The organism is Actimicrobium sp. GrIS 1.19 (assembly GCF_035984655.1).
In the GTDB taxonomy this organism is placed as follows: Bacteria; Pseudomonadota; Gammaproteobacteria; order Burkholderiales; family Burkholderiaceae_D; genus Actimicrobium.
The window spans coordinates 1-18,312 of sequence record NZ_JAXCHT010000004.1 but is presented as its reverse complement, the minus strand read 5'-3'; the positions used below and the strand labels follow the sequence as shown (position 1 = coordinate 18,312).

General features: G+C 58.7%; 12 protein-coding genes. 8 read left to right on the top strand and 4 right to left on the bottom strand.

Annotated elements, in window-relative coordinates; genetic code table 11:
- The first annotated feature begins 143 nt into the window (after positions 1–143).
- From RCH09_RS04505 to RCH09_RS04485, 5 genes are all read left to right on the top strand, one after another.
- On the top strand, positions 144–299 hold the full coding sequence (locus RCH09_RS04505) for an MCP four helix bundle domain-containing protein (RefSeq protein ID WP_326939856.1): 156 nt from the start codon (positions 144–146) through the stop codon (positions 297–299).
- Entirely contained in the window at positions 268–1,842 is a 1,575-nt protein-coding gene (locus tag RCH09_RS04500) for a methyl-accepting chemotaxis protein (protein WP_326939855.1), read from the top strand. The genes RCH09_RS04505 and RCH09_RS04500 overlap by 32 nt, the downstream gene beginning before the upstream one ends.
- 131 nt (positions 1,843–1,973) lie before the next feature.
- Positions 1,974–2,237 (top strand): histidine kinase dimerization/phospho-acceptor domain-containing protein, encoded by a 264-nt coding sequence (locus RCH09_RS04495; RefSeq protein WP_326939854.1) that lies wholly within the window; start codon positions 1,974–1,976, stop codon positions 2,235–2,237.
- Positions 2,237–4,354 carry a GGDEF/EAL domain-containing response regulator gene (locus tag RCH09_RS04490; protein WP_326939853.1) on the top strand — a complete coding sequence of 706 codons (2,118 nt, stop codon included), beginning with the start codon at positions 2,237–2,239 and terminating at the stop codon, positions 4,352–4,354. Before RCH09_RS04495 ends, RCH09_RS04490 begins: the two co-directional genes overlap by 1 nt.
- 829 nt (positions 4,355–5,183) lie before the next feature.
- Positions 5,184–7,301 carry a putative bifunctional diguanylate cyclase/phosphodiesterase gene (locus tag RCH09_RS04485; RefSeq protein WP_326939852.1) on the top strand — a complete coding sequence of 706 codons (2,118 nt, stop codon included), beginning with the start codon at positions 5,184–5,186 and terminating at the stop codon, positions 7,299–7,301.
- A gap of 141 nt (positions 7,302–7,442) precedes the next feature.
- Here the strand turns inward: RCH09_RS04485 and RCH09_RS04480 are convergent, their stop codons facing one another.
- The gene (locus RCH09_RS04480; RefSeq protein ID WP_326939851.1) at positions 7,443–10,247 is read right to left on the bottom strand and encodes a M16 family metallopeptidase; all 2,805 of its coding nucleotides are present in this window, start codon (positions 10,245–10,247) and stop codon (positions 7,443–7,445) included.
- A 131-nt stretch (positions 10,248–10,378) separates the two neighbouring features.
- Here RCH09_RS04480 and RCH09_RS04475 point away from each other — a divergent pair, with 131 nt between their 5' ends.
- Entirely contained in the window at positions 10,379–10,849 is a 471-nt protein-coding gene (locus RCH09_RS04475) for an SRPBCC family protein (RefSeq protein ID WP_326939850.1), read from the top strand.
- Positions 10,850–10,859: 10 nt separating this feature from the next.
- Here RCH09_RS04475 and RCH09_RS04470 read toward each other — a convergent pair whose 3' ends face one another.
- From RCH09_RS04470 to RCH09_RS04460, 3 genes are all read right to left on the bottom strand, one after another.
- Positions 10,860–12,896: a primosomal protein N' gene (locus RCH09_RS04470; protein WP_326939849.1), complete on the bottom strand. Its 2,037-nt coding sequence runs from the start codon at positions 12,894–12,896 to the stop codon at positions 10,860–10,862.
- A 742-nt stretch (positions 12,897–13,638) separates the two neighbouring features.
- The gene (gene hemE, locus RCH09_RS04465) at positions 13,639–14,718 is read right to left on the bottom strand and encodes a uroporphyrinogen decarboxylase (protein ID WP_326939848.1); all 1,080 of its coding nucleotides are present in this window, start codon (positions 14,716–14,718) and stop codon (positions 13,639–13,641) included.
- Between the two features lie 229 nt (positions 14,719–14,947).
- Positions 14,948–15,238, bottom strand: coding sequence for a hypothetical protein (locus tag RCH09_RS04460; protein WP_326940068.1), 291 nt, complete (start codon positions 15,236–15,238; stop codon positions 14,948–14,950).
- On the opposite strand from RCH09_RS04460, the gene RCH09_RS04455 reads away from it, so the two are divergent.
- Positions 15,174–16,307: an ABC transporter substrate-binding protein gene (locus RCH09_RS04455; protein WP_326940058.1), complete on the top strand. Its 1,134-nt coding sequence runs from the start codon at positions 15,174–15,176 to the stop codon at positions 16,305–16,307. The genes RCH09_RS04460 and RCH09_RS04455 overlap by 65 nt on opposite strands.
- Positions 16,308–16,320: 13 nt before the next feature.
- Positions 16,321–18,108 carry a sensor domain-containing diguanylate cyclase gene (locus tag RCH09_RS04450; RefSeq protein WP_326939847.1) on the top strand — a complete coding sequence of 596 codons (1,788 nt, stop codon included), beginning with the start codon at positions 16,321–16,323 and terminating at the stop codon, positions 18,106–18,108.
- Positions 18,109–18,312: the final 204 nt, after the last annotated feature.

The following is an 18,312-nucleotide window of genomic DNA, read 5'->3' as shown; positions in this document are numbered from 1 at the left end:
TAAATTATTACTTTCGGCAAAAGAAGACAATATACTGTGGAAATAGAAATTTACTTTTTAGAAAAAATAACCGCTGCTGGCGCCATCTCTCCAAATGGCCCTTTTTTGCCGTGCCGCAGCCGTTCACTGACAGGAATATGCACATGAAATTCTCCAACCTGAACGTCGGAAGCCGCCTTGCAGTCGGCTTTGGCATCGTCCTGATTCTTCTGATAATCCTGGCCGGGGTCAGCATCTGGCGCCTGCAGTCTGTGGGTGCGGCATTGAATGAGATCACCAACCAGGGCTTACAAAAATGAGCGCCGTACAGCACGCTGGGCGACCATTGTCGAGATCAATGCTGCGCGCACCTTTGCCGCCGTCAAGGTGTCTGACCCGACGTCAGAGAAGTTCTTCCTCGATGCCATCGCCGGTTTTAGCGGCGAAATCACGACCCTGCAGCAGACCATTCGCGGCGAATTAACCACGCCCGAAGCAACGGCGATGGTTGAGTCGATTGGTGAGCGGCGCGCCGCGTATCAAGTCGCACGGGCCGCTGCGTTCAAGGAAAAGGCTGCAGGCAATCTCGATGGCGCCATGAAAATCGTTACCGACGAAATGACGCCAAAGCTGGGCAAGTACCTCGACAGCATTCGCGATTTCCAGGAAGCCCAGCGCAAGACCATGGATGCAAGCGCCAACGCGGCAAACCAGCAATACCAGAGCGGCCGCACCGCCGTCATCGGGTTGGCGATCGCGGCGCTGCTGGTCGGCCTGGCCTTTGCGTATCTGATTACCCGTTCGATTACCACCCCAATCCAGCGCGCCTTGCAGGTGGCCCAGCGCGTCGCCGCCGGCGATCTGACCAGCGAGATCGTCGTCAGCGGCACCGACGAGACCGGGCGCCTGCTGCAGGCACTCAAGGACATGAACGAGAACCTGCTGCGCATTGTCGGCCAGGTGCGCACCGGCACCGATTCCATCGCCACCGCCTCCAGCCAGATCGCCGCCGGCAACATGGACCTGTCCTCGCGCACCGAGGAGCAGGCCGCCTCGCTCGAAGAGACCGCCTCGTCGATGGAAGAACTGACCTCCACCGTCAAGCAGAACGCCGACAACGCACGCCAGGCCAATCAACTGGCCGCCACCGCGTCGGATGTGGCCGTCAAGGGCGGCGCGGTGGTGTCGCAAGTGGTCGCCACCATGGGCTCGATCAATGACTCGTCGCGCAAGATCGTCGACATCATCAGCGTCATCGACGGCATCGCCTTTCAAACCAATATTCTTGCGCTCAATGCCGCAGTCGAAGCGGCCCGGGCCGGCGAGCAGGGCCGTGGCTTTGCCGTGGTGGCCGCCGAAGTGCGCAATCTGGCCCAGCGCAGCGCCGCTGCCGCCAAGGAAATCAAGACCCTGATCGGCGACTCGGTCGACAAGGTCGACGCCGGTACCCGTCTGGTCGACCAGGCCGGCACCACCATGGGCGAGGTGGTCGACAGCATCAAGCGCGTCTCCGACATCATGGCCGAGATTTCGGCCGCCAGCACCGAGCAAACCGCCGGCATCGAACAGGTCAATACCGCCGTGGTGCAGATGGACCAGGTCACCCAGCAGAACGCCGCGCTGGTCGAAGAGGCCGCCGCTGCCGCCGAGTCGCTGCAGGATCAGGCCGCCAATCTGGCCCAGGTCGTGAGTGTCTTCACGCTGGATCAACGCAGTCAGCCAGTGCTTGCTGCCGCCGAACGGTCGCCACGCAAAAGCGCGTCGAACAGTGTCGTGGCCGTGCGCCGGGCCAAACCACAGAAAGCACTGCCGCTTGCGAAATCCGAGCGCACTGCCGTCGCCACCGATTGGGAAGAATTTTAGGATACGTAACGCCTCGGACCACCCTCGGTGGTTGCGCCGGCACTTAGCGTCATCCCACTAAACCGCCGGATCCGCATCTGGTCCATGCCATCTGTTGTTGCGCTTGTTCATGGTTTTGCTGAAAGGGAGCCATGTCGGAAAGAAGCACCGAACCAGATCAAGACAGTCTTGTGGCTGCGGCCTCGCTGGCAATGTTGTCGCATGATTTGCGTGCGCCGCTCAATGCGGTGCTTGGTTTCGCCGAACTGCTCCGGGACGAACTCGTCGGACCGCTGAATCCGACCCAGAAAGAGTACCTGGGCGAGATCATTCACGGCGGAGAAACGCTGCTGGCCATGATCGATGGCAGGTTGAATCATCCACAGGACAACAACGACGAAGCGGAACCGTTCTGATGGCCGATCTGACTTTGCCCACGATCCTGATCGTCGATGACGACATCGCCAGTTGCCGGCTGCTGGAAGCGTTGCTGTTGCCGGAAGGATATCGCACCGTCACTGCCTTGGGTGGCGCGGCGGCGCTGAAAGCGATCGCCGAATATCCTCCCGACCTGATTCTGCTCGACGTGGTCATGCCGCAGCTCAATGGCTGCGAGGTAGCTGCCATCCTGAAGGAAAACCCCGCGACAGCCGCCATTCCTATCATTATGGTGACCGCCCGCCGTGACCGCGCGAATCGCCTTGCGGCTCTGAACGCCGGCGCGGAGGAAATTCTCACCAAACCGGTGGAGCGCATCGAACTGTGGTTGCGCGTACGTAACCTGTTGCGCCTGAAGGCCTTTACCGATTTCCTGCAGAGCCACCGGAACATTCTCGAGCACCAGATACGACTGCGCGCGGTTGACTTGCAACGCTTCCGCTCCGCGATGGATGCGAGTGCCGACGCCATCCTGCTGATCGACCGCGCTACCCGACGCTTTATTGAAGTCAATGCCACCGCCAGTCGCATGTCCGGCTACACCCCTGAGGAGCTAATGGATATCGGCCCGGTCGGATTGGCCGCGACCACGATCGGACAGCTTGATCTGGTCTACGACAATATCGTCGAAAAACGGGGCGGGAGCGTCACGGCAGAGGGTAATTTACGGCGCAAGGACGGCACCATCTTGCCAGTCGAAGTGCAACGCCATGCGCATCGCAGCGGCGCCGACTGGATCATCGTCAGCGTCGTGCGCGACATCTCCGAGCGCAAGCAGGCGGAGCAACGCCTGCACCTGCTGGCCCACTACGACGCCTTGACCGGCCTGCCAAACCGCACGCTGTTCGACGACACGTTGCGCAAGGCACTGTCGAACAACATTGACCGTATGGTTGCGGTTCTATGTGTGGATCTGGATCAACTCAAGAATATCAATGACACGCTCGGCCGCGCCAGCGGCGATGAACTGCTGCGACAGTTCAGCAATCGGCTGGTGCGCACCGGTTACGGCAGGGAGACGCTCGGCCGCATTGGTGGCGATGAATTTGGCTTGATCATCCCCATTACGCACGACATGGACGCGCCAGCGCTCACCGCCGACAAAGTGCGCGAGCAGTTGCGTGCGCCATTCGAGCTGGATGACCAAACCGTCATGATCACCGCCAGCATTGGCATTTCGATGTATCCGGACGACGCCGCCGATCCGGAAGCGCTGATGAACTATGCCGAAACCGCCATGCAACATGCCAAGCAGGCCGGCTGCGACACGGTCAGGTTTTTTACGGCTGAAATGAATGCGCGAATACTCGACCGGCTGGAGATGGAAAGCGCCCTGCGCACAGCCATCGAGCGCGACGAGTTCGTGCTGCACTATCAGCCGAAAGTCGCGCTTTCCAGCGACCGCATTGTGGGCGTCGAGGCGCTTCTGCGCTGGCAACGTCCAGGTTACGGACTGGTCTTGCCATCAGACTTCATTCCCATCCTCGAAGAAACCGGGATGATTGTGCAAGTTGGACGGTGGGTCATCCACGCCGCCTGTCGACAAATCGCGCAATGGCTGGAAAACGGCACCGGTCCCATGCAAGTATCGGTCAACATCTCCGGACGGCAATTCATCGAAGGGGATCTGGAAGCCGATGTGACCGAGGCGCTGCGCGGGAACGCGATTGCACCCGCGCTGCTGGAGCTGGAGTTGACTGAAGGGTCGTTGATGGCCAACACGGAACGCACCATGGGCATCATGCACAGCCTGAAAGCAAAAGGCGTTCAGATTTCGATTGACGATTTTGGTACCGGCTATTCAAGCCTGTCCTACCTGCGCCGTTTTCCGATCGACAAGCTGAAAATCGATATCGCGTTCATCCGCGAAATTACCACCAACCAGGAGGATGCAGCGATCGCGGTGATGCTCATCCGCATGGCCCACAGCCTGAAATTGATCGTGGTGGCGGAGGGGGTCGAGAATGTCGCGCAAGCACACTATTTGCGCATCCACCATTGCGATCAGATCCAGGGATATTTATTCAGCAAACCGCTGCCAGCGCTCGCGCTGGAACGGCTGCTGGCGCAATCGGCGACGGCGTCACGCGCTTGACGCAAGGCTCGCTGTCGGCGCGCCAGGGCGGGGCCTGGTTCACCTGACGACATTGGCCTGCGCGTCGCGCAATGCGACCGGACCGCGTTTCAGTCCCACAACCTGCGGCAAGCTCTTCGCCTTGTCGCCACCGGCTTCGCCGTTTGCAGTGCTGTGGTTTGTCGACCGGCATCACTTTTGCGACCATTGTGTGGGCTGGACCAAGACTGACGGTTTTCACCGCACCGGCCTTCCAGCCTCCGGATCGCCTTTGCGGCGAACTGATCGCCACCGCCTCGAACATTGCGGTCAGAGGCGCCTCAGTTGCTGCATGACCATCCTGCCAATCCGGCCAAGGTCGTGAGTCTCTGTGCGCGGGCACCGTCGGGACGCAGCTTCGACGCCAGCGACCGGGAAGCCTTCCGCGCCAAGGAGCCCTCGCCGTAACGACGCCATGGTCGTTGGCGCGGCGTGCAAGGTGATACGTACAAATGTTACCCCTAGTCAACAATGCAGACATACTGGTCAGTGTGTTTATGACTTGCTGGTTTCTCGCGCTCGCTCGCCAAGCACGTTTCGCTCTTGTTGCTCCAAAGCGCTGATTCAGGGAATGGTATCCGGGCTGTGGTTTGTGTGATTCCGGCGCATTGCGATCAGTATCAATGCACCGGCAGCTCCTGTGATCGCCGTGGAGACCAAGATCCCGGTCCGGCTCAAGCAGATCAGAGCGGAGTCAGACGCCACCTGCGAAACGAGTACGACAGTTCGCGTCAATGAGATCAATGCGGCAAGCGAAACCCCAAGGATGGGATTGGCCGCAATTCAGCGCTGACAATATGGAGCAATTTGAATGAATGCCCCCCAACCAACCGTCCTTATTGTCGACGATCAGGCTATCAACTGCGAAATCCTGGAAGCCTTCCTGCTGCCGGAGCGATATCGAACCATTACCGCTCATAGTGGCAAAGCGGCGCTGGAGGCGGTGGCACAACATGCACCAGATCTGATTCTGCTGGATGTCATGATGCCCGACCTCAATGGATATGAAGTCGCTGCCATCCTCAAAGGCAATCCGGCCACGGCCAACATCCCGATCATCATGGTCACCGCCCGCAGTGATCACGCGGATCGACTTCAAGGCCTCAATGCCGGCGCCGAAGACATTCTTGCCAAACCGGTCGAGCGCATCGAGCTCTGGCTGCGGGTACGCAACCTGTTGCGCATGAAGGCGCTCTCCGATTTCCTGCAAAACCACAGCAACATTCTTGAACAGCAAGTACAAATGCGTGCAGTAGATTTGCAGCGGTTTCGCTCGGCGATGGATGCCAGCGCCGATGCGATCATGCTCATCGACTGCGCCACGTTGCGTTTTATCGAAGTCAATGCCACCGCCTGCAGGATGTCCGGCTATAGCCATGCCGAATTGATGGAGCTGGGCCCGGTCGGCTTGGCCGGAACCACCAGTGTGCAGCTTGATTTACTGTACGAAAGCATCGTCGATAAACAGGGTGGAAGCGTGATGGCTGAAGGGAAGCTGTGGCGCAAGGACGATGCCAGCGTCCCTGTGGAAGTGCAACGACATGCCCACCGCAGCGGCACCGAGTGGATCATCGTCAGCGTCGTACGCGACATCTCGGAGCGCAAGCGCGCAGAGCACCACCTGCGCCGACTTGCCCACTATGACGCGCTGACCGGCCTGCCAAATCGCAGGTTGTTCGACGAAACGCTGCAGAACACATTGGCCAGCGCAACGAAAAGCAATGAGAAAGTCGCGGTGCTGCATATCGATGTGGACCAACTGAGAAGTATCAATGACACGCTCGGCCGGGTGAGTGGGGATGAACTGCTGCGCCAGTTGAGCAAGCGCTTGGTGCGCACCGGTTACGGCAGGGATTTGCTGGGTCGGCTGGGTGGCGATGAATTTGGCATGATCGTCCCGGTAACTCCCGATTGTGACTCGGCGGCGCTGGCTGCCGCCAAGGTGCGCGAGCAACTGCGCGCTCCGTTCGAGTTACGCGGCCAGTCAACCGAGATTACCGTCAGTATCGGTATTACCGTGCATCCGGACGACGCCACTGACCCCGAAACGCTGCTCAAGTATGCCGACATCGCGATGCAGCAGGCCAAGCAGGCTGGATGCAATACCGTCCGGTTCTTTACGCCGGAAATGAATTCCCGAATACTCGATCGCCTGGAGATGGAGAGCGCGTTGCGCACGGCGATAGAACGCGAAGAGTTCGTCCTGCACTATCAGCCGAAGGTCGAGCTCAGTACCAATACCGTCGTCGGCGTCGAAGCGTTACTGCGCTGGCAGCGCCCTGGTTATGGACTGGTGTCACCTGTTGAGTTCATTCCGGTGCTGGAAGAGACCGGCATGATTGTGCAGGTCGGGCGCTGGGTCATCCAGGCCGCGTGTCGACAAATCGCGCAGTGGCTGGAGAACGGCGTCGGCCCGATGCAGGTATCGGTCAACGTCGCCGGGCGCCAATTCATTGAGGGTGACCTGGAAGCGGATGTGGCCACGGCGTTGCGTGACACTGCAATCGACCCTGCGCTGCTCGAACTCGAACTGACCGAGGGGTCGTTGATGGTCAACACGGAACGCACCATGACCATCATGCACAACCTGAAAGCAAAAGGGGTTCAGATTTCGATTGACGATTTCGGCACCGGCTATTCGAGCCTCGCCTACCTGCGTCGTTTCCCGCTCGACAAACTGAAGATCGACATCGCCTTCATTCGCGACATCACCACCAACGAGGACGATGCGACCATCGCGGTGATGCTCATTCGCATGGCCCACAGCCTGAAATTGATTGTCGTTGCCGAGGGTGTTGAGAGCCCGGCGCAAGCAGACTACCTGCGCAAACACCATTGTGATCAGATGCAGGGATTCTTGTTCAGCAAGCCGCTCGCGGCAAGCGACCTCGAGCGCCTGCTGGACGCGCATCCGGTCGCGATGTCCTGATGCCGCACGACCCGGCTGGCCGCGCACAATAAAAACGTCTGGCAAGACGCGTCTGGCGGGCGGCCGCGCCGCGGCCGGTATGGCGAACGGCCACGCGCCGCTTGCCGGGCGGTCCGGCTCATCCCGGGCTTCCGCGTGGGATCACTTCAACACGTTGCCATCCGCGTCGCGCAATTCGACCGGGCCGAGTTTCAGCTTTTCCAGTTGCGGCAGTATTTTGGCCTTGTCGCCGACGCCGATGACGATCAGGTTGTCCGGTTTCAGATACTTCGCCGCGACCGCCTGCGTCTGCGCGCCGGTGACGGCGGCAAAGCGTTTTGGCAAACCCGTGTAATAGTCCAGACCCAGATCGTAGATATAGATATTGGCCAGCGACGCACTAATGCTCTGGTTATTTTCGAAGCGGCCCGGCAGTGACAGGATCTGTGAATTGCGTGCATTGGCCAGTTCGCCAGTGGCCATCGGCCGGGCGATCATGCCGCGAACTTCCTTGAATATTTCTGCGACGGCAGGGCCGGTCACATCGGTCCGGATGCTGCCGGCAACCGCAAAGGGACCGGGCATGCGGTGATATTCAAAGGCCGATTTGGTGCCGTAGGTATAGCCCTTGTCTTCCCGCAGGTTGGAGTTGATGCGGCTGGTGAACAGGCCGCCCAGCGCCGCGTTCATCACCTGCAATGCGGCGAAATCGGGCGAGTCGCGCGCCACGCCGATGGTCGCCACGCGGATTGCCGTTTGCGGTGCATCCGGTTTGTCGACCAGCACCACTTTTGCCGCGGTGGGTTGCGCCGGACCGAAGCTGACGGCCTTCCCGCCCTCGCCTTTCCATGCGCCGAAACGCGTTTCCGCCAGCGCCTTCAAGTCCTCCAGCGTGATATCGCCGGACACCACCAGGGCGGCATTGGCTGGCACGTAATGCTGCTTCCAGAATGCATCGAGGTCGGCTTTGGCGGTGCCCTTGATTGCGGCTTCGGTGCCAAGCTCGACAGTGCCATACGGATGCTGCTTGCCGTACAACGCCAACCGTTCGATGCGCACCGCGACCGCCGGCGCGTTTTCGTGTTCCTGACTCAGTTCGCCCAACCGGCTGCTGCGGCTGCGCTCGACTTCTTCGACCGGGAAGCTCGGACGCAGCGTGACATCGGCCAGCAGATCGAGTGTCTTGCCGAAATTGGCTTTCAACGACAACGCCGATACGGTGGACGCATCGGCGCTGGAAGTCGCGCCCATGAATGCGCCGAGCTGCGCCAGTTCGTCGGCAATCTGCGGTGCGCTGCGGCTGGTGGTGCCCTCTTCCAGCATTTGCGCAGTGAAGCTGGCCAGACCGGGCTTGTCGAGTGGATTGGCATCGGAGCCGCTGCGCACCACCAGTTCGGCGGCGACCAGCGGCAAGGCCGGATTGAAGTTGTGAATCACGGTCAAACCGTTGGCAAGCTTGAACCGGGAGCCTTCAGGCAACGCGAAGGCCTTCAGCGGCTCACCTTTTGGCACCTTGCGACGCCATGGCTCGTCCTTGTTGACCGAGGTGTTGGGCACCGCAGCGATCTTGCCGAGTGCAGGTGTCGGCACTTCCGGGCCGAGCTCTTTCGGGCCAGGTATGCCGTACACCACTACCCGCGCATTGACACCCAGTTGCGCGTTGACGACCCGCTTGACGTCGGCCGCGCTGACCTTGCGATAGCGTTCGATGTCCTTTGGCAGATAGCCGGGGTCGCCGAGATACTGGTTGTATTGATTGAGCTGATTGGCCATGCCTTCGCCACCGACTTTTTCAAGACGCGTCAGCATTGCGGTTTCGATGGTGTTGCGGGCCCGTTCGACTTCCTTGTCGTCGGGACCATCGGTGCGCAATTTCTGCAGCTGCTCATTGATGGCGGCTTCGATCTCTTTCGCGTCGTGTCCCGGCCGCGCGGTCACGGAGATCACGAACATCGAGGTCAATCCATTGGACGCCTGCTGGGCGCTGACTTCCTGCGCAATCTGCTTGTCATAGACCAGGCTCTTGTACAGGCGACTGGATTTTCCGCCGCCAAGGATCTGGCCGGCGATCGACAGTTCGGCGTCGCCGGGTTGATAGGCCGGCGTGGTGAGCCAGGCGTTGTAGACGCGCGGCAGTTCGACCTGATCCGTCACCACGATGCGGCGCTCGGCCGTGATCGGGGGTGTCACCACATGCGGCTTGACCACTTCCGGCCCGCGCTTGAAGCTGCCGAAATATTTGGCCACCAGTGCCTTGGTGCGCACTTTATCGAGATCGCCGACGATCACCAGACTGGCATTATTGGGACGGTAATAGCGGGTGAAAAAATTCTTGATGTCGCCCAGTTTGGCGGACTGGATGTCGGTGTGCGAGCCAATGATGCTGGCGTAGTACGGATGCTCCTTCGGGAACAACTGATGGAACATCGCTTCTTCGACAATCCCGTAAGGTGTGTTCTCGGTGCTTTGGCGACGCTCATTGCGTACCACGTCGATCTGGTTGGTCAACGCCTTCTGATCCAGCACATCAAGCAGGTAACCCATGCGGTCGGCGTGCACCCACAAGGCCAGCTCCAGCTGGTTGGACGGCACCGTGTCGAAATAATTGGTGCGGTCAAAATCCGTGCTGCCATTGGAGTCCGTGGCGCCGGCGCCTTCGAGCAATTTGTCAGCGCTACCGCGCGGCACATGCTTCGATGCGGCGAACATCATGTGCTCGAAAAGGTGCGCGAAGCCGGTCAGGCCAGGCTCTTCGTTGGCGGGACCGACGTGGTACCAAAGATTGACGGCGGTCAGCGGCAAGCGGTGGTTTTCCACCAGGATCACATCGAGACCGTTGGGCAAGGTGTATTTTTCATACGCCACCTGCGGCAGTGCTGCCGTATCGGCGGCCCGCGCAGGGGTCGTCAACAGTCCGGCAAGCGCCAGCAAAATGGCGGGTACCGCCAGCAACTTCATCGTGTGCATCCAGCGCTCCGGGAAATGGTTGAAATGGCATTGCGAGCGCAGAGCATATTCCGGCACTCCGGGCTTGGCAAGCAGAGCGGCTTCCCGGCTATCATGTTGCCTCGTTTTCCCGAATCTGAAATGGCGCTGACATGCAATTCAATCATCTGATCGAAATCAACCAACCCCTGCTCTCGCTGGTGGATGTACTGACCCACGCGCAGCTTTGGCAGGGCCTGGTCCTGCGCGCCGAGATGCCGAAGCTGTTCGTGCCCTATCTGGATGGCTGCACCATCAGTGCGCGCAGCGAGACTGGCTTTGCGCGCGCATTGCAGTACGGCGACCTGGTGATCAATGATGTGGTCACGCTGGCGGCGCCGAACCAGATTCTGTACTCGGTGCCGGCGCAGAAGGATATCCCCGCATCGTCCCTGACGGTGACGATTGAGGAGCCGCAACCGGACGTGTTCTATGTCCGTTTTGCCTACGATGATGGTCAGAGTGAGGCGGCCGATTCGGTCGACGCCTTCTACAACGAATATCGTCGCTCGGCCTATGAAGAGGCCGATATCGATACGATCCGGCTGATCCGCCAGATGGTGCAGGACGGCCAGCTGCGCTAGACGCGCTGACTCAGATATCGACCGGATCGACTTCCACGGACCAGCGCGCACGGGTCTTGATCTGACGCATCGCGTCGATCCAGACTTTGAGAAATGCCTGCAATGCCGGACGTGACACGGATTCAATCAGCAGTTGGGCACGGTCCACATTGGCCACCCGCGTCATGGTCATCGGAATCGGGTCGTTGATGATGATCCCGTCTTGCTGCACCGCGACCGCCGCGGCCTTCAGAAACTCGAGCGCAATCGATAGTTCGCGCGCGTCGGCGCGCAGTAACGCCTGATAAATGAAGGGCGGCAAACCAGCCTGGCGACGCTCGGCCAGCAGCGTATTGGCAAAACGGTCGTAATTGTGCGCGATGATGGCCGCATACAGCGGGTGCTGCGGATAGCGCGTTTGAATCAGGACCTGGCTGACGCTGCCGCCCTCCTTTTGCGCAACACGGCCAGCGCGACCGGCTACCTGCATCAGTTGCGCGAACAACCGTTCGCTGGCCCGATAGTCTTGCGAGAACAGCGCCGTGTCAGGATTAAGAATCCCGACCAGTGTCAGGTTCTGGAAATCGTGCCCCTTGGCCACCATTTGGGTGCCGATCAGGATGTCCACCTCGCCCCGATGGACGCTGTCGAACGCCGCTTGCGCACTACCCTTGAGTCGGGTCGAGTCGGCATCGATCCGCAACAGACGCGCTTCCGGCAGCAACGCCTGCAGACCCTCTTCGACCCGCTGCGTACCCCGTCCGAGCGGCTGGATATCGACATTGCCGCAGGTCGGGCAGGATTTGGGGATGCGCTGCTCCAGGCCACAATGGTGGCAGCGCAATCGATGGTCGGGCTTGTGCAGCACCATGAAGGCGGTGCAGCGCGAACAGTTGCTGATCCAGCCGCACGCGTCGCATGCCAGCACCGGAGCATAGCCGCGCCGGTTCAGAAACAGGAGCGACTGTTCGCCCCGTTCCAGCCGCAGTTTCAAGGCCGCCAACAGGGTCGCGGTGATCCCCTCAAACGGCTTGTCGTGTTCCATATTGATCAGCGACACGGTCGGCAGCACGGCGTCGCGCACCGCCCGCTCACGCAGGTCCAGCTGGCGGTAGCGGCCCGATTGCGCGTGATGCCAGCTTTCCAGCGACGGCGTGGCCGATCCCAGCACCAGTGGAATCGCCAGCTGACGTGCGCGCCAGACGGCCAGGTCGCGCGCGGAATAGCGCAATCCCTCTTGCTGCTTGTAGGACGGGTCGTGTTCTTCGTCGATCACGATCAGTTTCAGATGGGGAAACGACGCCAGCAGCGCCAGCCGGGTGCCGAGAATGATTCGGGCCTGGCCCAGATGGGCGGCGAGCCAGTTGCCCAGTCGCTCACCCTCGGCCAGGCCACTGTGCAGCGTGGCCACCATCACCCCGGGAAAACGCGCGCGGATATTGCCTTCGAGCTGCGGCGTCAGGTTGATCTCGGGTACCAGAATCAGGATCTGCGCATGGTTGTCGGCGTCCTCGTGCCGGCTCAGGATGCGTGCGGCCGCTTGCAGATACACCTCGGTCTTGCCGCTGCCAGTCACGCCATAGAGCAAATGCGGCGCGAAGCCGCTCGCACTGGCGATGGCATCCACGGCAGCTTGCTGTGAGGCGTTTAACGCCGGCACATCCGCTGGCGTCGAATCGTGGCTGGAGCCGGGCTTGGCGAGCTTCTTCAGGGCCCGGTCCAGCGAGATGGTTTTCAGCCCGCGCAGATTTTTCGGCAGCGCCGGAATGACCACCTCCCCCAATGGCCGCTGGTAATAATCCGCCGCAAACCGGCACAGCGCCAGCCACTCGGTGTTCAGCGGTGGCAATTGCACATGCACTGCCAGGGCGTCCTTGAGCTTGTCGGGAGGGACATCGGTGTGCTGGGTTACGCCGACAATCATCCCAGCAACCTCTCGCCGACCGAACGGGACGATCGCAATCTGGCCGATTACCGCTGGCGCGCAGCCCTCCCCACTCAGCCAGCGATAGTCGAAGCAGAAGTCAAGGGGGGCGTCGAGCGCAATTTGCAGGATCTGATGTTCCACGACTTAATGTAATACCTTAGGAAATGACCTAACACCCAGTTTCATAAGCACTTTTTAAACTATCCACAGCGCCTGTGGATAACTTTGTGGATAACAGCACCTTGACAACCCGCGAGCCCAATAATCATGCGGGTCTCTACAAATTGCGCAAAAGAAAAGCAAAACTTTAACCGTTTTAAATCAATGACTTAAAAAGTGGTTCCAAACACGTTTAATAATTTTTCAAACAATTTCGTATTGCTCTGCACAAGTTTTATTTTGTGCATAAGTGACGAAATCCGGTGCGGCAAGAATTGGGTTTGCGGGTCATTGGCGAACCTGTCTGACCCAGGAATAGAGTTGCATTAACAGCAACTTATTCGGTGAAAGGTCAATTCGACCTCCTGTTTTTTGGGCTTCAATACGTGACCGAAAACATCAAGTAGAACATCCAAAACTCCGATAAGTATCAGATTAATAAGCTCTTTCCATGCTATCCACAATACCTGTGGATAACTTTGTGGACAAGTGCCCCTTGACAAGCCGGGAAGGCAATACTGATGCGGCTCTCGCTTGATTGCACCATCGGGAGGCAACTATTTTATGCTTTAAAATCAATGACTTGGAAAACTCACTTTTGCCACTGATAAAAATGCGAAAAAAATCTATTTCATTTAATGCAATACAAATTTTGTGAATAAGATCGCACATTCGCGCTGTTCGTCCAATTCTCGCGGCCACCGATATTGACAGTCCGCCAGATTCAGCGTTGCGCCCGGCTTATCTCATGTACGGCGTCCACCATCACCGCGACCGCCTCCGGCTGGGTGAATTGTGAAATGCCGTGACCAAGATTAAACACGTGACCGGTACCGGCCGACGGCGCCCCGAATGACGTCAGCGCAGCGAGCACTTCGGCCCGGATCTGTTCCGGCTTGGCAAACAATGCCACAGGATCAAGATTGCCCTGTAACGCCACCCGGTCGCCGACCAAGGCGCGCGCGCGCCCGAGATTCACGGTCCAGTCCAGCCCCACGGCATCGACGCCAATATCAGCAATTTGCTCCAGCCACAAACCGCCACCCTTGGTGAAGGCGATACAGGGAATGCGCACGCCATCCTGTTCCAGATGCAGTTGTTGCACCACCTGGCGCATGTAGTCGAGAGAAAACTTTTGATACGCGCCATCGGCCAGCGCACCGCCCCAGCTGTCAAAAATCATGACCGCCTGCGCACCAGCAGCAATCTGGGCATTGAGATACCCGGCCACGGCGGTCGCGTTAATTGCCAGAATCCGGTGCATCAGGTCCGGGCGATCATAGAGCATGGTCTTAACGCGATGAAAATCGTCCGAGCCGCCGCCTTCCACCATGTAACAGGCCAGCGTCCATGGACTGCCCGAAAATCCGATCAGTGGCACGCGCCCATTGAGTTCGACACGAATCTGGGTCACGGCATCGTACACATATTGCAGCGCGCCCAGATCGGGTGCCTGCAACGCCATCACGGCCGCTTCGTCGCGCAATGGACGTTCGAATTTTGGCCCTTCCCCGTCTGCAAAATACAGGCCCAGACCCATCGCATCCGGCACGGTCAAGATATCGGAAAACAGGATCGCCGCATCAAGCGGAAATCGGTCCAGCGGCTGCAAGGTGACCTCAGTGGCGTAGTCCGGATTCTTCGCAAGGCCCAGAAAGGAGCCGGCACGGGCACGCGTGGCGCGGTACTCCGGAAGATACCTGCCAGCCTGACGCATCAACCAGACTGGCGTGTATTCGGTCGGCTGGCGCAACAAGGCGCGCAAGAAAGTATCGTTTTTTAGCGGTGCGAATTTGGTGGTCATCTGGAGTGTGTGGGCAACATCGGTGAGGGACGTATTATCGCCGAAAGCGGTCGCGGTCGGAACGCGAATGAGCCTGTGGCAGGAAACTGGCAAGGCTGCCCGCCCGAACATCAAAAGGAGCCATTTCGCCACACCCGGCGCAAATTTTGCTTCACTTTGACAACATTGCCATTCGGCATGCCTCACAATGGCAGTTCGTGATGTAGAGTCATTCGAACCGCCCATTCCATCAAAATTGCAAGGATCCATTCGATCTATCCGGCTTTGCATACACCATCGCGTCAGGGAAGTTTGTGAGCAACAGCATCGCGGAATACATCGGCCGCCTCATCATCGCTACCATGCTGATAGCGTGCCTGACCAGTTGTGAAAACAAGGGGGAAAGCAAAGCCGCGCTGGCCCAGCCGCAAACGCTCATCACGGCCTTGATCTGGGCGCCCGACTGGCCAAGGGAAATGGACCAGATCGCCGAAGAATTCACCAAAGCAAATCCACAGATACGGGTCAATGTCCAATTCATGATTGGCAACTCTGTCGAGGAGAATCTCATGCCGAAAGTTGGCTCGCGCGCGTTGCCCGATCTGATGTCGGTCAACCCGAATGCCTTCACGGCGAGGCTCGCAGACCAGAAGCTGTTGATGGATTTGGGAGACACTGCCGCATGGACCAATATGCTGGAGCCTCTGAAAGGGGACTGGACCAGCCCCGCCAACCATCGCTTTGGGATTACGGCGGGCGTCGCTACGACAGCGATTTTCTTTAACAAGGATCTGTTTCAGCGCGCAGGCATCAGCAGCCTGCCGACCAATTTTGATGAATTCCTGGCTGTCTGCGAGAAATTGAAGAAGGCAGGCATCACGCCGATCATGTGGAACGGCGGCTTTGCGAACATGCTCGGCAATGGCCCGTTCAGCTCCGGCTTCGCCAACAATATTGTCGGCGCGCACGCCAACTGGAAACGGAGCATCGCCGATGGCAGCCTCAATCTTGATTCGGCCGCGACAGCGGACATCTTTTCCAAAATCAAATTGGTCGCACAGCGCGGGTATGTGCAAGACGACTTCATGAGCACCAATTACGATCAGGGAATCAAGCTGTTCACGGAGGGGAAAACGGCGATGGCATTTCACGGAACGTGGGCGGCCGGGTTGCTCATGCACGGCAAGGGATTTCAGACCGGTCTGTTCATGCCGCCATGGAACACGGCTGGCAAGTTGCCGGTGCCGGTGGTCGGAAGTGAGACCGGATTTGCGGTCGCCAACGCGGCGAACCGGAAGGAAGCCATGGCATTTCTGGAATTCATTGTTGGCAAGGGCTTCTCAATCCAGCAAAACAAGCGACAAAATATTCCGGCAATGAAGCAGGTTGACGGTGTCGTCGTCAACGATGTCGCTCTGACTGAGTACATGCGGGTGGTCAATCAAATGCCGGTTAGCGCGAGTCCGTATTATGCATTCCTGCCTGCATCGACCCTCGAATTGGTCCACAGCCTGATGCAGGAGGTTTTGTTCGGCAATATCACGCCGCAGCAAGCCGCGAGTTCCCTTGATGCGTCGATCAAGGGTGAAGCCGAAAAGACAAACAAATAACCGGGCGCAACGCATGCAAAAACACGATCTGTTCACCTTGACGCCCTGGCTACGCAAGATTGGCATTCGGTACCGGTTGATGGGCTCGTTCATCATCCTGTCGCTGTTGCCGCTGCTTGCTTCGGGTTTGATTTCGTATCAGGAATCCACCAAGGCAATTCAGTCAAACACGCGAATTTTCGCGACCGAGGTGATCAAGCAGGTGGCAAAAAATGTGCGCTTGCAGATGGCGCAGATCGATGCTGCCAGCGAAGCGGTCGTCCTGTCGGATCCGGTACAGGCAGCGCTTGCCAACTTCACTGACGATGATCCCCTGCATCGTGCCCGGGCGCGAATCGAATTGACCCGCATCCTGCTCAATACCTACGGGTCGTTCGCCCATTTCAATCAGAAATATTTTCTGGACAACACATACCGCATCATTGATTCGCAAGTGTTTCCGCAACTCGCTGGCACCGTCGAAGAGCTGGTCGAGAAATCCCCCCATCCGAAGACCCGCACCTATTGGACGACGCTCCAAACCTCAGTCGGACAAAGCAGCGTTGTGATGGTGCGCGATATCTACCTCAAGAATAGTGGTCGTCCTGCAGGCAGTCTGTTCCTTGGATTGCAGCCAGGGTATTTTTCCAACATTTTCAATGATGTCGATCTGGGCGCCGATAGCGACGTGGTCATTGTTGACGCAGGCAGTGGCAATATCCTGATCGCGTCTGGCGAGAACCCGGCGCGCGTTTCGACGTTGCGACTCGATCAGACGTTGCTTGCGGATATCCGGAGCAACATGGCAAAGCAGGAGCAGCATGGATTTTTGACTTACACGGCGCACCCGCCTGCGAACCAGGGAGCGGGCGAACACGGCGTTCAATTCGTCGCCGCCTATACGCAAATCTCCGGCACCGAATGGTTTGTCGTCAGCATCATTCCCTACAATAATCTGCTGGTGCAGGCGCAATCGGTACGCAACAAGATGGCCGTGATCGGCCTCATTTGCTTCTTTGGATCGATCGGCCTGGCGTTCATTATTTCGCGCACCATCTCGTCGCCGCTTGAGAAACTGGTGGGGGTCATGAAGCGCACTGAGACCGGCGATTACGCCATCCGCATGGAAACCGAGGGCAACGACGAACTGTCCGTGTTGACGCAAAAATTCAATGACATGGCCGAGCGAATCGGGTTCGACTACGAGCAGCTCGAGGCAAGGGTAGCATCGCGAACGCATGCGCTGGAGGAGGCCAATCAGAAGCTGGCGACCTTGAGCATGACAGACGGCTTGACCGGCATCGCGAATCGCCGGCGCTTTGACGAGGTGCTGCTGGCGGAATTGAGCCGGGCTGCGCGCAGCAAAAAACCGGTAGCGCTGATCATGCTCGATATCGACTACTTCAAGAATTACAACGACTACTATGGCCACCAGGATGGCGATATTTGCCTGCGGAAGGTTGCCCGCATGTTGCAGTCGCACGCACGGCGCTCGACTGACTTGGTGGCACGCTACGGTGGCGAGGAATTTGTCATGCTCGCTCCTGATACCGACGTCGATAGTGCGATGGATGTCGCCGAGAGCATGCGGGCAGGACTTCAAGCGTTGGCGTTGCCACATGCGCGCACGCCGCTTGCGGTTGCCTGCGTCACCGCCAGTTTCGGCGTGGTAGCGCTGGTTCCGGATGAGGAGCAAAGTCCCGAGCTGTTTGCACGCATGGCCGACAAGGCGATGTATCGGGCCAAGGAGCAAGGACGCAACCGGGTCATGCTGGCGGGCCGTGAGGCGCACAGCGACCCGGATAGGGCGCGCGCCAGCTAGGTTGCTTGCGAACGGCGCTGACTTAGGGAAACGCGGATTTATTCGTCGATACCGGCCAACCTATTTCGAAGCATAACCGTTATAGCAAGATAGCCATCAACACTTCCCCTAAAGTGGACCCACGATTTGAGACAGCGGTTTAAGCTATGTTTCTCACGTTAGGGTAGCGGCGAATGGCGGAAATAAAGAAGCGGAAAGTGCACA

Excerpts from the sequence above, each read along its gene's own strand:
- RCH09_RS04505 (WP_326939856.1), top strand. The coding sequence starts at position 144 with ATGAAATTCTCCAACCTGAACGTCGGAAGCCGCCTTGCAGTCGGCTTT.
- RCH09_RS04500 (WP_326939855.1), top strand. The coding sequence starts at position 268 with ATGAGATCACCAACCAGGGCTTACAAAAATGAGCGCCGTACAGCACGC.
- RCH09_RS04495 (WP_326939854.1), top strand. The coding sequence starts at position 1,974 with ATGTCGGAAAGAAGCACCGAACCAGATCAAGACAGTCTTGTGGCTGCG.
- RCH09_RS04490 (WP_326939853.1), top strand. The coding sequence starts at position 2,237 with ATGGCCGATCTGACTTTGCCCACGATCCTGATCGTCGATGACGACATC.
- RCH09_RS04485 (WP_326939852.1), top strand. The coding sequence starts at position 5,184 with ATGAATGCCCCCCAACCAACCGTCCTTATTGTCGACGATCAGGCTATC.
- RCH09_RS04480 (WP_326939851.1), bottom strand. The coding sequence starts at position 10,247 with ATGCACACGATGAAGTTGCTGGCGGTACCCGCCATTTTGCTGGCGCTT.
- RCH09_RS04475 (WP_326939850.1), top strand. The coding sequence starts at position 10,379 with ATGCAATTCAATCATCTGATCGAAATCAACCAACCCCTGCTCTCGCTG.
- hemE (WP_326939848.1), bottom strand. The coding sequence starts at position 14,718 with ATGACCACCAAATTCGCACCGCTAAAAAACGATACTTTCTTGCGCGCC.
- RCH09_RS04455 (WP_326940058.1), top strand. The coding sequence starts at position 15,174 with ATGGACCAGATCGCCGAAGAATTCACCAAAGCAAATCCACAGATACGG.
- RCH09_RS04460 (WP_326940068.1), bottom strand. The coding sequence starts at position 15,238 with ATGAATTGGACATTGACCCGTATCTGTGGATTTGCTTTGGTGAATTCT.
- RCH09_RS04450 (WP_326939847.1), top strand. The coding sequence starts at position 16,321 with ATGCAAAAACACGATCTGTTCACCTTGACGCCCTGGCTACGCAAGATT.